The organism is Halobaculum gomorrense (assembly GCF_900129775.1).
Lineage (GTDB): Archaea > Halobacteriota > Halobacteria > Halobacteriales > Haloferacaceae > Halobaculum > Halobaculum gomorrense.
This window is the reverse complement of the sequence record NZ_FQWV01000001.1, coordinates 207,780-222,076: the sequence shown is the minus strand read 5'-3', so window position 1 is coordinate 222,076 and position 14,297 is coordinate 207,780. Positions and strand designations below refer to the sequence as shown.

10 protein-coding genes are annotated in these 14,297 nt (G+C 69.0%); 7 read left to right on the top strand and 3 right to left on the bottom strand.

The features are described from left to right. Positions 1-37 precede the first annotated feature (37 nt). Positions 38-316, top strand: coding sequence for a MarR family transcriptional regulator (locus BUE16_RS01055; protein ID WP_073307030.1), 279 nt, complete (start codon positions 38-40; stop codon positions 314-316). Positions 317-534: 218 nt separating this feature from the next. Here the strand turns inward: BUE16_RS01055 and BUE16_RS01050 are convergent, their stop codons facing one another. Then, positions 535-2,418, bottom strand: a complete 1,884-nt coding sequence (locus BUE16_RS01050; protein ID WP_073306566.1) for a PINc/VapC family ATPase — start codon at positions 2,416-2,418, stop codon at positions 535-537. 154 nt (positions 2,419-2,572) lie between these two features. On the opposite strand from BUE16_RS01050, the gene BUE16_RS01045 reads away from it, so the two are divergent. Both BUE16_RS01045 and BUE16_RS01040 read left to right on the top strand, forming a co-directional pair. Beyond that, positions 2,573-3,730 carry a M20 family metallopeptidase gene (locus BUE16_RS01045; RefSeq protein WP_079991437.1) on the top strand — a complete coding sequence of 386 codons (1,158 nt, stop codon included), beginning with the start codon at positions 2,573-2,575 and terminating at the stop codon, positions 3,728-3,730. A gap of 59 nt (positions 3,731-3,789) precedes the next feature. Further along, positions 3,790-5,319: a carboxypeptidase M32 gene (locus BUE16_RS01040; RefSeq protein WP_073306565.1), complete on the top strand. Its 1,530-nt coding sequence runs from the start codon at positions 3,790-3,792 to the stop codon at positions 5,317-5,319. A gap of 70 nt (positions 5,320-5,389) precedes the next feature. Here the strand turns inward: BUE16_RS01040 and BUE16_RS01035 are convergent, their stop codons facing one another. Next, a complete protein-coding gene (locus BUE16_RS01035) occupies positions 5,390-6,286 on the bottom strand; it encodes an isocitrate lyase/PEP mutase family protein (RefSeq protein ID WP_079991436.1) in 897 nt (298 codons plus the stop codon). A gap of 102 nt (positions 6,287-6,388) precedes the next feature. Between BUE16_RS01035 and BUE16_RS01030 the strand changes: the two genes are divergently transcribed. After that, complete coding sequence (locus BUE16_RS01030; RefSeq protein WP_073306564.1) at positions 6,389-7,213, top strand: class I SAM-dependent methyltransferase; 825 nt, start codon at positions 6,389-6,391, stop codon at positions 7,211-7,213. A 34-nt stretch (positions 7,214-7,247) separates the two neighbouring features. Here the strand turns inward: BUE16_RS01030 and BUE16_RS01025 are convergent, their stop codons facing one another. Then, on the bottom strand, positions 7,248-7,895 hold the full coding sequence (locus BUE16_RS01025) for a DUF7095 family protein (RefSeq protein WP_073306563.1): 648 nt from the start codon (positions 7,893-7,895) through the stop codon (positions 7,248-7,250). A 300-nt stretch (positions 7,896-8,195) separates the two neighbouring features. Between BUE16_RS01025 and BUE16_RS01020 the strand changes: the two genes are divergently transcribed. From BUE16_RS01020 to BUE16_RS16545, 3 genes are all read left to right on the top strand, one after another. Next, complete coding sequence (locus BUE16_RS01020) at positions 8,196-10,331, top strand: cupredoxin domain-containing protein (protein WP_073306562.1); 2,136 nt, start codon at positions 8,196-8,198, stop codon at positions 10,329-10,331. 68 nt (positions 10,332-10,399) lie between these two features. Continuing rightward, positions 10,400-11,371, top strand: a complete 972-nt coding sequence (gene ncsA, locus BUE16_RS01015; RefSeq protein WP_073306561.1) for a tRNA 2-thiolation protein NcsA — start codon at positions 10,400-10,402, stop codon at positions 11,369-11,371. An 89-nt stretch (positions 11,372-11,460) separates the two neighbouring features. Next, positions 11,461-14,297 (top strand): hypothetical protein (locus BUE16_RS16545; protein WP_159435690.1); only part of this gene is annotated, 2,837 nt, incomplete at its 3' end.

Sequence of the window (14,297 nt, the reverse complement as noted above, 5' to 3'; positions counted from 1 at the left end):
GAACCTTTATCAGGGTGTAGAGTTTCGATTCGTAATGATGGCCGGAACCGACGAGGAATCCCTCGATGATCTCCCTCCCAGCGCCAAGCTCGTGTTCAAGGTACTGGAGTACAACGGGCCGCTAACGCAGAAGGGCATCGTCGAGGAATCGATGCTCTCCGCGCGAACGGTGCGCTACGCGCTCGAACGACTCGAAAACATCGGCATCGTCGACGAGGACGTATACTTCGCCGACGCCCGACAGAACCTCTATCAGCTCGACGGCCCCAGAAAGGCGGAGGCCGACGGCGGTCAGGAAGCCTGCTGCGCCGAATAAGCCGGATTCTCGACGCCGACCGCGAGCTGTGACTCATTCGGATTCCGACGCTGGTCCGCCGAGCGGCCGCTGTGAAGGTTGATACCTGAAGCCGGGACCACGGCCCCGCGTGCGGTGACCGCCGCCGCGCGCCGTCGGGCGAAACTCCGGAATCGGACGGCGCGCGGATCGAAGCGATTCCGGTGATAGCCTCCTCCCTTGCGAGCCAACAGCTCAGTTCAGGCTGGGACGACGGTGATCGTCTGCTTGCGGTCGATGGCGTCCTCCAGTTCCTCGGCGATGGCGCTCCCCCGTGAGACTTGGATGTCGCCGCCGCGACCGACGGTCGCCGTGAACAGGTACTCGTCGTTCGCGCGCACCTCGACGGTCTCGCCGACGTGCTCGTCCATCCGGATGACGACGTGGCGGCTGGTGATCTCCGGCTGGACGACCTCGCCCTGCGGCTTCGGCGAGCCCGCAGCCCCGGCGTCTCCGGAGCCACCCGCAGCCCCGGCGCCGCCCGGACGGTCGGCGTGGGTGCGCACGTCGATGTCGATGCCGAGGCGGTTCTCGATGTCGGTGATGCGGCCGCCGCCCTTCCCGATGACGTAGCTGATGTCGTCTTCCTCGACGTAGACCACGGCGTCGTTCTGTCCCTGCAGTTCCACGTCGACGTGGCCGCGGGCGACCGAGCGGATCTCGCGTTCGATCTCCTGTTTGGCGATTCTGCCGACACCGGTCTCACTGCTGCCGCCCTCGGCGCCGTCGAGCGGCACCGTGACGACCTGATTGTTGAATGTGTAGATCTCGTACTCCGGCGTCCCGGTCTCGAAGTCGACGACCTGGATCACCGGCCGCGAGAGGTCCTCGGCGGTGAGCCCCTCGGGCACCTTCACCTGCGTGGTCACGTCGTAGACGGTGTCGACGGCGCCGGCCTCGATGAACACGACGGTGTCGACGACCTGCGGGATCATGCCCAACTCGACGCGGCCGACGAGCCGCTGGAGCGCGTCGATGGCGCGCGTCGCGTGGGTGACGCCCACCATCCCGACGCCCGCGAGCCGCATGTCGGCGAACACCTCGAAGTCGTGGGTCTTGCGCACTTCGTCGTAGATGGTGTAGTCCGGGCGGACTAACAGCAGCGAGTCCGCGGTGTTGGCCATGTCGCCGCCGAGGGCGGTGTACTGGGTGATCTCCTCGGAGACCTGGAGGTCGCGCGGCTTCTCCATCGTCTTCACCGCGTAGTCGCTGTCGTTGAGGAACTCCGCGACCGCCTGCGCGAAGGTGGACTTCCCGGCGCCGGGCGCGCCCGCGATGAGCACGCCGCGCTGGCGCTCGGTGAAGCGGTCGCGCAGTTCGTCGGCGAACTCGTAGTCGTCGAGCGTCGTCTTCGCGATCGGCCGAACCGCGGTGATCTCGACGGCGTCCGAGAACGGTGGGCGGGCGACCGCGATCCGGTAGTTACGGTACTGGACGATCGTCATCCCGGGCTCGGACAGCTCGATGAACCCCTGTCTCGACGTGCGGGCGGTCGCCTCGATCTCGTCAGCCCACTGCCCCATCTGCTCCTCGTCGGTAGGGCCGCCCGCGTCGTCGATGCGGACGTAGTGGAGGTCCGCGATGTCGCCGCGCTTGGCCTTCGGGTGGGTGCCCGTCTTGAGGTGGACGGACATCGTATCGTCGGTGAAGAAGCGCTCGATGTCGAGCCCGTCGTCCTCGGTGACGCCGCGGGCGACCGGCTCGACGTACTCCACGTCGAGGCCGGTCGCCTTCCCCGCCTCCGCCTGGACGAAATCGGAGGTGAGGAGGACGGCGTCGTGTTCGACCGCCAACTCGCGGATGAGCGCGTCGATGTCCCCCTCGCCGGCGCCCTCCTGCTCTGCGACGGTCGGACGCCGGCCGACGAACTCGGCGGTGATCGCGCCCTCTTTCGCGAGTTCGGCGATGCGCTGGAGTTCGCCGATCCCATCCCAGCCGGTGTCGCGGCCGGCGTTGGCCTGTGCTTCCAGTTCGCCGACGACGGCCTCCGGGACGTAGACGGTCGCCCCCTGATAGTCTCCGTCCGCGACGCGCTCCGACACGCGGCCGTCGATGACCGCGCTCGTGTCCGGCACCACGTTCATACCGGTGGTGCGTCCGCGAGCCGTTTAAGACTGCTTGCACGCGGTTGGGAAGCCTGGCGGGTCCCACCCGAGCGCCGTCTCACCGTCGGGCCCGCCGACGCGGGGCGCCACCCTCGACGCCGGAGTTATGCCCGCGCCGACCGCTCGGTCGGGTATGACCGATCACGACGCGAGCAGGGGTCGCGACGGCGGCCCGAATGCTCCGGCCACGGACGGCCTCCGCCCGCTGGTCCGCGAGTTGGTGTCGATCCCGAGCCACGAGGACGCGACCGCCGCGGGCGACGCCATCGAGTCGTGGCTGCACGCGGAGACCGACGCCGCCGTCGAGCGCGACGAGCAGGGCAACGTCTTCGCCCGCACGGGCGACCCGGACGCGCCGACACTCGCGCTCGTCGGCCACCACGACGTGGTGCCGCCGGCGGCGTCACAGACGGCCGTCGGCGACGACGGCGAGGAGCGGTACGTGCTGGAGGAGCGCGACGGCCGCCTGTACGGCCGCGGCACCGCCGACATGAAGGGCGCCGTCGCCGCCGCGATGTGCGCCCTCCGCGACGCCGACCCCGACGGGGCAAAACTGTGTTTCGCCTCGTTCGTCGGGGAGGAGGTCGGCGGCGTCGGCGCCCGTGCGGCCATCGAGGACGGGTTCGCCCCCGAGTACGCCGTCGTCGGCGAGGGCTCGACGAACTACTCGGGCGCGGGCGTCACGGACGTGGTCGTCGCGCACAAGGGCCGGCGCGCGAGCACGCTCGTCGCCACGGGCGAGAGCACGCACGCGAGCATCCCCGAGGAGGGCGTCAACGCCGTCTACCGCGCCTGCGACGCCGTCGACGTGGTCCGCGAGCTGGCGTTCCCCCAGACGACGGTCATGGGCGAGCCGGTCCGCGGGAGCCTCGCGGTCACGGAGATCGACGGCGGAACGGCGTGGAACGTCGTCCCCGACGAGTGCGAGGTGACGATCGACGAGCGGACCGTCCCCGGCGAGCGCGCGCCCCTGGAGCGCGCCGAATCGATCGCGGGCGTGGAGTGGCGCGTCGACCAGGACCTCCCGCCGATGGCCTGCTCGGACGACGCGTTCGCGGACGCCGCGCTGGCGGCCGCTCGCGAGTCGCAGTCAGGCACCCCGGAGCACGTCGTGAAGCCGCACGCGACCGACGCCGGCTGGCTCGCCGACGCGGGGACCGCCTGTGTGATATGCGGCGCCGCCGAGTCTGGCGAGGCGCACACCGATTCCGAGAGCGTCTCGTGGGCGGTGCTCGACCGCTGTTACCGGATCTACCGGCGGGTCGCCGAGGACGCGAAAGCGTTCGCGTGAGCCACGGGCGCGTTCGCGTAACGGTTGGTTGAAGACGGGCCGGCGGCAAGGATTGCGCGATGGCTACCGACGCACACGGCAGCGAGGCCGATCCGGCCAACGCGTACGCCGAGCTGGAGGAGCGATTCGAGCGCATCAACGGCGTGCAGGGCGCCGCGGGCGTCCTCGGCTGGGACCAGCAGGTGATGATGCCCGAGGGCGGCACGCCCGCCCGCTCGCAGCAGCTGTCGGTGCTGTCGTCGCTGAGTCACGAACTCCTCACCGACGAGCGCACCGCGGAGCTGCTCGACGAGGTCGAGTCGATGGATCTGGACGACGAGCAGGAGGCTCTGCTTCGCGAGGCCCGCCGCGAGTTCGAGCGCGCGGACGCGGTGCCGACTGAACTCGTCGAGGAGATCTCCGAGACCTCCACCGAGGCGCTGGGCGCGTGGGAGTCCGCGCGGGCGGAGGACGACTTCGAGCAGTTCGCGCCGTACCTGGAGAAGCTGGTGGAGCTGAAGCGCGAGTATGCCGAGCACATCGACCCCGACCGCGATCCCTACGAGGTGCTGTTCGAGGACTACGAGCCGTGCCTCCCGCTCTCGCAGGCCGAGGAGATCCTCGAAACCCTGAAGCACACGCTCGTCCCGATGATCGACGAGATCCGCGAGTCCGACGCGGACGTGACCACCGACGCCTTCGACGGGGAGTTCCCCGCCGACGCCCAGGAGGACCTCTCGCGGGACGTGCTCTCGACGCTCGGGTACGACTGGGACCGCGGGCGCCTGGACATCTCCTCGCACCCGTTCACCTCCGGGAACGTGTACGACTGCCGCGTCACCACCCGATACGACGAGTCCGACCCGCTGGGCGGGCTGATGGCGACCGTCCACGAGTTCGGCCACGCGTTCTACAACCTCGGGCTGCCCGAGGAGGACTTCGGCACGCCGCTGGGCGAGTCGCGCGACCTCTCGGTCCACGAGAGCCAGTCCCGCCTCTGGGAGAACCACGTCGGGCGCTCGCCCGCCTTCTGGGAGCTGGTGACGCCGAAGTTCGAGGAACGCTTCGACACCGACGCCAGCGCGCGCGAGGCGTACGAGTCCGCGAACCAGGTGTATGAGGACAACCTCATCCGCGTCGAGGCGGACGAGCTCACCTACCACCTCCACATCGTGATCCGCTTCGAGATCGAGCGGGCCCTCATCTCCGGGGACCTCGACGTGGAGGACGTGCCCGAGGTCTGGAACGATAAATACGAGGAGTACCTCGGCATCCGACCCGAGACCGACGCGAACGGCTGCCTGCAGGATATCCACTGGAGTCACGGCAACTTCGGCTACTTCCCGACGTACTCGCTGGGGTCGGTGATGGCGAGCCAGCTGTTCAACGCCGCCGAAGACGACATCGGGAACATCTACGGGATGGTCCGCGAGGGCGACTTCGAGGCGCTCCAGACCTGGCTCCGCGAGAACGTCCACGAACACGGCTCCCGCTACGAGACGAACGACCTGGTCCGCGAGGCCACCGGCGAGGACTTCACCGCCGACTACTTCGTCGACTACGTGCGCTCGAAGTACGGCGACCTGTACGACCTCGAAGCGTCGGTCTGAGCGGCCGGTCGCCCGCTGACCGACGCGTCACCGCCCACGCGACGCGCGACCGCCCCGACCGATTCTGCGGTCACGCCTCCCGGCCGGCCGCGGCCGCCTCCAGCAGCGTCTTCAGATCGTCGTACGGGATACCGCCGGCCATCGCGTCGTACGTCCCGTCGTCGCGGAGTTCGGCGGCGATGTCGCGGACCAGCGCGAGCGTCGCCCGCATCGGCCCCGAGCCGACCGACACGCGCGCGGCCCCCGCCTCTGCCAGCGCCTCGACCGGCGGCGCCCCCGGTCCGCCGAGGACGTTCAGCGGGGCGTCGAGGCGGTCGACGAGCGCGCGGACCGTGTCGGGATCGGACACCCCGGGCATGAACAGACAGTCGGCGCCGGCGTCCGCGTAGGCGTTCGCGCGAGCGACCGCCCGGTCGAGCCGATCGCCCTCGTCGCCGACGCCCAGCCAGAATACGTCGGTGCGGCCGTTGACGACGATCGGGATACCCGCGTCCTCGGCGGCGGCACGTGCGGCCCGGAGCACGGCGGCGTGGTCGTCGACGGGGGCCAGCGGGTCGGCGGGGTCACCGGTGCCGTCCTCGAGGTTGACGCCGACGGCGCCGGCGTCGATGGCGCTCGCGACGGTGTCGTACACCTCCTCCGGCGCGTCGCCGTACCCGGCTTCGATGTCGGCGGTGACGGGGACCGCGACCGCACCGGCGATGCGCTCGACGGCCCCGAGCAGCTCGGCGCGAGAGAGGACTTCGCCGTCCAGAACGCCCCGCGAGGCGGCGATGCCGGCGCTCGTGGTTCCGATCGCGTCGAAGCCGGCGTCAGCGAAGACGATCGCGCTCCCCGCGTCCCACGCGTTCGGGAGGACGAGCGGCCCGTCATCGTCGGCGGCGTTGTCGGCGGCGGCGTTGTCGACGCCGATGGCGTGGAGCGCGCGCAACGTCTCGGCGCGGTCGCGCTGCGTCTTATAATCCATTCGCGTCGGTACGCGCGCGGCCGGCATGAATCCAGACAGCGACCGCGGGCGCCGATCCCCCGACTTATCACTGCCGGTCGGTCAGGGACACACGAACAGCCGATGCGTCGCTTCACCGCCGACTACCTCGAACGCACGCGCCGCGGGATGTGGGAGTCGCGCGCGGCGCTTTCCCCGCTCGATCTCGGCGGGCGCCGGCGGATCCTCGACGTGGGCTGCGGCACTGGCGAACTCACCCGCGTGCTCGCCGAGGAGGCGCCCGACGCGGCGGTGGTGGGCGTCGACGCGGACACGGATCTGCTGGCGGCAGCGCGCGACACCGACCCCGTCGCGGGTCAAGGCGCTCCGATCGACTACTGCGCCGGCGACGCGACGCGCCTGCCGTTCCCCGACGGCGCGTTCGACCTCGTGGTCTGTCAGGCGCTGCTGATCAATCTCCCCGACCCCGCGGCGGCGGTGCGGGAGTTCGCGCGCGTCTCCTCGGAGTTGGTCGCGGCCGTGGAGCCCGATAACGCCGACGTGGCGGTCGAGTCGACCGTCGACGCCGAGGCGTCGCTGGAGGCTCGCGTCCGCGAGGCGTACATCGCCGGCGTGGAGACGGACGTGGCGATGGGCGACCGCGTTCGCGACCTGTTCGCCGACGCCGGCCTCGACGACATCGACTCCGGCCGCTACTGTCACGAAAAGCGGGTCGAGCCGCCGTACTCGGAGGCGGACCTCACGGGGATCGCGCGCAAGGCCAGCGGCGACGGCATCGCCAATCACGAGACCGAGCTCCGGCGGGCGCTCGACGGCGGCGACGAGCGCTACGACGCGCTCCGGCGCGAGTGGCGCGAGATGGGCCGCGAGGCGGCGCGACAGGCGCGAGAGCGCGAGTACGAGCGCGTCGAGCGGGTGCCGTTCGACGTGACCGTCGGCCGGGTCTGAGTCGCCGCGGGACGGCCGCGGACCCGTCTCACACTCACACCACGTCGCCGCGGACGGTCGCGCCCTCCTGACGCTCGCGGAAATCCGTCATCGCCTCGGCAATTTCGGCTGCCTCGTCGCCGTCGACGCCGAGCATCTCCAGCGCCCCCGACAGCGTCGGGAACGGCAGTTCACCGTTCCGGAGCTTGGTCATCGTCTCGGACGCCCGCTGCCCCTCGCCGTACAACTGCACGCCGCGCGGGTCGAGCACCTGCTCGTACGCGCCGCGGTCGAGCGCCCCCCGAAGTCGCTGTTTCACGTTCTGATCGAAGGGGGCGTTGCATACCTCCAGGTGGATCGGCTCGCCGTCCGGCAGGAGGTGGGCCGCGAGGCACTGTTCTGGGGCAGCGTACCCGTTATCGTTCGCGCGGAGGTGCTCGGGATGCTCGCGCGCCCACTCGGCCGAGACCGACTTCCCGATCCCGTTCACGCCGTGTGAGCGCTCGAACTCCTCGGCGGCGTCGGGGTCGTCACCGCGAAGCAGCAGGTCCTTCGTCACGTACACATCCAGGCGGTCGATCGGATCGAGGCCCAGGGCTACGTCGCCGTACACCCACACCTCCCGCACCGGCACCGGCATCGGCCCTTCGTCGACGGCGTCGATGATCGCTTCCACGCGGTCGAGGGCCGCCTCGCGCTCCATGGGTCGGATCGGCGGGCGGGGGTGAAGCGTCTTACGCGTCGGGGTACCGACGGCAGGTCACTCCGAGGGCCGGCGGACTCAGAGCGCGGTCGGGAAGGCCGTCGCCGGAGCGACGGGCCCGATCTCGCCCGCTGTTCGGCCAGGGAACGAAACCGCTGCGTCGTTATTACCCGTCAGTGTTCACGCTCGGTGAATCGCCTCGATAGTAAATCGCCTCCGGTGTTGTGTGATACTTGAGGATATGCGTCGGGGACACACTGGCGGCGAGACGCTTTGCCGGCGTCCGAGGAGTAATACGGTATGGGAAACAGACGACGGTTCCTGAAACTGGGCGGCGCATCACTCGTCGGCGGCCTCGCGGGCTGTTCGGCCCCGAGTGACACCGAGGACACGCCGACGGCGGCCGGAGCCGACGAACCGACGGCGACCGAGGCGTCGGCGTCGACGGCCACTCCCGCGTCGGCGCCGCCGGGTGCCGACATGCTCGGCGGGCCCGAGAGCCTCCGGTCGAGCGCGTCCGTGAGCGCCCTGACGCTGGAGTCCGACCAGGGTGCCGGGCAGTTCGTATTCTCGCCGGCGGTCGTGTGGGTCGAGTCGGGGACGACCGTCACCTGGACCGTCGAGCAGGGGAGCCACTCGGTTACCGCGTACCACCCCGACAACGGCGCCCCCCTCCGGATCCCCGAGGCGGCCAGCGCGTTCGACTCGGGGGTGCTCTCCTCCGGGCAGACGTTCGAACACACCTTCGAGACGCCGGGCGTGTACAACTACTACTGCACGCCCCACCAGTCGTTCGGGATGGTCGGCCTCGTGATCGTCGACGGCCCCCGGGGCGGCCCCGGGACGACCGCGCCCTCGGAGGTCGGCGGGACGCCGGCCGAACACCTCACGCGGCTGCTCGAACTCGCCGGCGTCAAGGGCGCCGGCGGCGGGGGGTCGGCGAACGCGTACGGCTGGCAGGCGGCGACGTGGGACTCCTACTGGTACTCGCTGTACAACATGAGCACCAACATCTCCCTGTCGGGCAACGGGGTCCTGTTCCCGCACAACGAACAGCAGCAGAAGGCGTTCGACAAGCGCGTCCCGGCGATGTTGAAGCACGCCGACGTGAGCAAGCCGCCCGTGGTGAACCCCAACCTGAACATGGCGCCGTTCACGAAGGGCGACCCCCACTTCACCCAGAAGCCGGTGTTCGACGCCGGCGACGGCCGGCCCGACGCCTCCACGCTCGCGTGGGACATGAGCGCCTCCTCGAAGGTGGTGTCGCCGTCGTCGGTCGCGTGGACCCACCTCAAGGGCGTCACGTGGGCGAAGAACTTCCAGGCGCACTTCGACGTCCTGCCGAAGAGCCTCGCCGCGAAGTTCCGCGCGCAGATGCTCACCACGCTCGCGCAGATCGGGATCAAGGCGACGCTCGTGGCCGGCGGTCCGGAGGGGAACGGCGCGTTGACCAAGGGAGACTCCATGGAACTGGTCTCGGGGTTCGCCCCCGGCAAGGGGACGGTCGTCGACGCGACGGCGCGACCGAACCACCACTCCGCGATGCTGTGGTTCCTCGCCGACCTCCGCAGCCTCGCCGAGAACGGATGGTTCGGCTACGTCAACCCCGAGCCGCTCATCCCGGCGAAGAAGATCGGCATGCTGACCGACGGGATGGCGAAGACGACGATGACCCTGTTCTCCCCGTCGGACGTCGTCTCCGCGGGGTCGACGCGCGACCTCGGGCAGATGCTCGGGGCGATCGGCTGGTACGGTACGCACGCCGGCTCCGACTCCCTCCGGTCGCGGGCGGCGGAGTACGCGAACGCGCTGGCTGCAGAGGTCGACGCGAACGTCGAGTCCGGCGGGCGCGTCGGCGGCGGCGCGAGCAACCAAGCGGCGACACAGGGCGCCGTCGGACAGGGACTGCTGTGGGCCTCACAGATCGACGGCGTCGACCACGCGGGACTCGCCGAGGACGTGCTCACGTACCTCGTCGAGGACCTGTGGGACGAGGAGGCCGGCACGTACGCCAGCGGGACGGGCGATTCGACCTACCGGATCACCTCCCGTGACGCCGGCGACATCACCGGCGGGATCAACGCCCTGGAGGCGGTCGTCGGCCGCGACGTGAAGGCGCAGTACGCGCGCTTCTTCAACCAGACATTCAACCGCGGGCGCCTCCAGCGGGCCGAACGGCCCCCCAGCCGCGACGGAAGCGCCGAGTACACCCTGCCGCTCCCGCCGAAGGCCGGCGGCGAGTTCGGCCAGGCGGCCGTCTACAACGACGCCGTCGAGTACGACACCGCCGCCGGCGAGTGGTCGACCGTCGACGACATGTTCACGACCGCCTGGGGGCTGTACACCTCGAACCAGGACATCTGGATCAGCCAGTGGGGCGGCGACTTCTTCCAGGGCCGCGGCGTCCCCGGGGAGAGCGACACGCCCCCGAAGTGAGCGGGCCGCCACCGGGGTGAGCCCTCGGTGCGAAACGGGTATGCCCGCCGGGGCGCAAACCGCCGGTAATGGACTGCGACAGGTGCGGCGCAGAGGCGGTGATGCACGCCGCCTACTCGGGGGCACATCTGTGTGAGTCGCACTTCCGGGAGTCGGTCGAGCGGCGCGTCCGCCGGCGCGTCCGCGAGGACGACCTCCTCCCCGACGACGCGACGCCCGAGGACCCCGAGCGCTGGGTTATCGGCCTCTCCGGCGGGAAAGACAGCGTCGTCCTCGCGACGGTGCTCGACGAGACGTTCACCGAGGACCCCCGAATCGAGCTGGTCGCGCTCTCGATCCACGAGGGGATCGACGGCTACCGCGACGCCTCGCTGAACGCTTGCGAGGAGCTGACCGCCGACCTGGACATGCGCCACGAGACGGTGAGTTACGAGGAGGAGTTGGGCGTCCGCATGGACAGCGTGGTCGAAGACGACCCCGAGAACATGGCCGCCTGCGCCTACTGCGGCGTGTTCCGCCGTGATCTGCTGGAGACGTACGCCGAGGAGCTCGGCGCCGACAAGCTCCTCACCGGCCACAACCTCGACGACGAGGCGCAGACGGCGCTGATGAACTTCTTCGAGGGGAACACCGAGCAGATGGCCAAACACTTCGACGCCTCCATCGGCCCGTTCCCCGAGCGCCGCGAGAGCGACCACTTCGTCCCGCGCGCGAAGCCGCTGCGGGACGTGCCCGAGAAGGAGGTGGCGCTGTACTGCCACCTCCGGGACCTCCCCTCGCACGTGGCCGAGTGCCCCCACGCCAGCGAGGCGTACCGCGGAGAGATACAGGAGCTCCTCCTCGACATGGAGGAGCGCCACCCGGGCGTCCGTCACTCGATCATGGCCGGCTACGAGGAGCTGGCGGGCGTGCTCGCCGACGAGTACCGCGAAGAGGACGGCGACGGACCGGACCTGTCGCCGTGCGAGCGGTGCGGGTCAAAGACCGCGCGCGACATCTGTCGCAAGTGCGAACTCGTGGCGGCGGTCGACGCGGCGTGAAGTCGAACACGGAGTCGATAAATCGGGATCAAGACTGCCGAATGTTCGAATAGTTTTACATAATTCGTGTGTCAATCCTTCGGTAAGAAATGGACCGGAGCAGCATCCTGCCCAGGGAATTCGGCGAGGAGTGGGAAACCGAGACTGACGCCCTCTGTATCGCCGCACCCGGCCTCGAAGTGGAGCGCGGACTCTCCGCCGACCCGTGGGGGGGTGAAGGACTCCCGACCGGTGGCGAGAACGCTGTCGTAACCGAGTTCTACGACGGATGGCAGCGCGCGTCCGAGTCCGACAGAGAGGCGTTTCTCGACGCGCTGGAGTCCGACGAGACCGCCATCGCGGTTGTCGCCCGTCCGTGGCGACTCGACTGGCTACTGGTGAAAGGCGACCTCTCTCCCGACTTCCTCGAACGGTTCGATTCGGCGCTTCACCTCCGGTACGACCCGGAACAGGACATCGAAGCCGCTGTGAATCGGGCGCTCGAAGTCGACGGGAGACGCTCGCGGGACGACGTTCGGTCCGACTTCATCGAGGAGCCCCGGTTCAAATACACGGGCCACGATCCGGTGAGCGACGAACTCAGAGACGCTGTCGGGGAGTACGAGGCGACGCTCCTCCCGGACGTCGTTCAGTACGCGGCGGGGAGTGTATCGGACGACGGAGGGTTGGTCGAGTCCGCACGGTCAGTGGGCTCGGACGTCGGTCTGGATGGGTTCGTGGAGGGGGTGAAAGGGGTCGGTAGGAGCGCTCTCAGCGGGACCGCGGTCCAGATAACTGATCCCGTGATGGCGGCGGTCGGCTTCTTTAGCTATCTCCGGTTGCAAGACGGGAAGACATCGGATGCGTACGGCAAACTGTTCGAGCGACGCGCGCTCCCACACGAGAGGGAACGGGTCGAACAGGCATTCCGTCTTCCGCCGTCGACGCTCGACCGGATCGGAAGCCTCTCGCGCGGCGAACTCCCCGACGTGGTCGAGTCGGACCTGCTCACGGACGACCAGTTCGAGGAAGTCATTCAGGAGTACGAGACGGAACTCGACCGCTTCGACGAGACGGTGTCCGATATCGAAGCGATGATCGAGCGACGCACGTCCCGTGCGGTCGTCGACCTCTCCGAACTCGCCGTCACCGTCGAACGGGAGGAGTCGAACCTTCTCGGACGCGACGTTCCGGTCGGCGAAATCGAGTACGAGACGCGGTCGGACGACCGCGGCGACAGGCGAGAGGCGATCAAAGACGCGCTCGACGACTCGGATCTCGTCGTCCTCAAGGGCCCCGACGGGACGGGGAAGACGACGGCCGCGTACGACGCGCTCCGCGAGTACGAGACGAAGCACCCGATCCGCGCGGTGGATTTCAAATCGGGCGACGCGCCGTACATCGAGGACGCCCTCCGACGGACGGACGGCCAACCGATCGTTTACCTCCAGTACGAGTACGGCGAGTATACGGTCTGGAACAGGGACGCGTTCGAGGACCTGTACGCGTTCCTCGCGGAGGGGGTGTGTTCGACGGTCGTCGTGGAGGTGCGCTCAGAGCGATACAAGCAATTCAAAGACACGGCGAAGAAACCGCTTCAGGCCCGATCGGACCTCTTGAGTTGGTCTGACAGAGTCGACGTGGAGTTCGGGCGGTTCGAGCACGACGGCGGACAGATCGAGCGGATCGCGGAACGGGCGCTCCGAACGGTCGGGGTCGCTTCCGAGGACGAGGAGTCGTTCGAACAAGCCGTCGAAGCCGTCGTCGGCCTGGCCGAGGGAACCCCGGAGTTCGCCAAGATCGCCGCACGACTTGTCGCCGAGGGCGAGACGCCACTGTCCGACGTCGAGACGATCGACGAACTGGTCTGGCAGGACGTGCAGAACAGCCTCGACCTGGACGACGACACGACGGCGGGATGCGTCCTGCGCAGACTGAGCGCGTTCGGCGTCCTGACCACCGACCAGCTCGGGGAGATGTGTGGCGACCCGACGAGCGCGACCGAAATCGTACAGTACATCGGCGGCGAGGGTCGGGCAGTCTTGGAGGACGACCCGATCGAGGACGATGACATCGCACTGGGGAAAGAGCGGTGGACAGTCCTCCCGGACCTCTACGCGGACGTACTGTTCCGGAATTTCGTGTTCAACCCCGACAAACCGACCGAGTCGCAGGACCCGATTAGGACATACGTCACCGCCGCCGAACACGCGCCCGCGACGCTGCTTCCGCGACTGGCCGGGCGGACCGGGACCGTCTTTCGGGCCGCAGTCGAATCAGAGAAGCCCGACCTGCGCGCAGAAGTCGTCAACACGTCGGAGGCGTTCGTGAACAAACTCGGTCGTGGAGAGTTCGAGGACAAGACCTATTTCGAGTCGATCCGGTCGCTGCTTTTTGCAGGGGTTCCCGTCCCACCCGACAGAATCGACGCGGAGACGCTCGCCTCGGGCGTCGCGGCGGACGTCGAACGGACAGGTCACGACCCGGAGACCATACTGGGGAACGTCGCCGCACGCCTCCTCTCGAACCACGTCGAGAGGGACGGCTCCGACCCGAACGTGGACGACCTCGTCTCGGTATGGGTCCAACGGACCGAGTCGGACGAGGAACAGTTCGTGGCGAACGTCTACTCCATGGCGCTCGCTAATCTGGCCGACGACTACGACCCCGCCGAGGTCGACGACTGGATCACCCGCATCCAACGACTCGTCGCCCAAGACGCACGCCAATTCGACCGCGAGACGTTCGTGGAGAACGTCTACTCCATGGCGCTCCGCTCTTTGGCCGACGACTACGACCCCGCCGAGGTCGACGACTGGATCACCCGCATCCAACGACTCGTCGCCCAAGACGCACGCCAATTCGACCGCGAGACGTTCGTGGAGAACGTCTACTCCATGGCGCTCCGCTCTTTGGCCGACGACTACGACCCCGCCGAGGTCGACAA

What these genes read in the sequence shown, in the direction of transcription:
- ncsA (WP_073306561.1), top strand. Translation starts at nt 10,400, where the DNA reads ATGGACTGCGACAGGTGCGGCGCAGAGGCGGTGATGCACGCCGCCTAC.
- BUE16_RS01035 (WP_079991436.1), bottom strand. Translation starts at nt 6,286, where the DNA reads ATGGATTATAAGACGCAGCGCGACCGCGCCGAGACGTTGCGCGCGCTC.
- BUE16_RS01045 (WP_079991437.1), top strand. Translation starts at nt 2,573, where the DNA reads ATGACCGATCACGACGCGAGCAGGGGTCGCGACGGCGGCCCGAATGCT.
- BUE16_RS01040 (WP_073306565.1), top strand. Translation starts at nt 3,790, where the DNA reads ATGGCTACCGACGCACACGGCAGCGAGGCCGATCCGGCCAACGCGTAC.
- BUE16_RS01050 (WP_073306566.1), bottom strand. Translation starts at nt 2,418, where the DNA reads ATGAACGTGGTGCCGGACACGAGCGCGGTCATCGACGGCCGCGTGTCG.
- BUE16_RS01025 (WP_073306563.1), bottom strand. Translation starts at nt 7,895, where the DNA reads ATGGAGCGCGAGGCGGCCCTCGACCGCGTGGAAGCGATCATCGACGCC.
- BUE16_RS01055 (WP_073307030.1), top strand. Translation starts at nt 38, where the DNA reads ATGGCCGGAACCGACGAGGAATCCCTCGATGATCTCCCTCCCAGCGCC.
- BUE16_RS01020 (WP_073306562.1), top strand. Translation starts at nt 8,196, where the DNA reads ATGGGAAACAGACGACGGTTCCTGAAACTGGGCGGCGCATCACTCGTC.
- BUE16_RS01030 (WP_073306564.1), top strand. Translation starts at nt 6,389, where the DNA reads ATGCGTCGCTTCACCGCCGACTACCTCGAACGCACGCGCCGCGGGATG.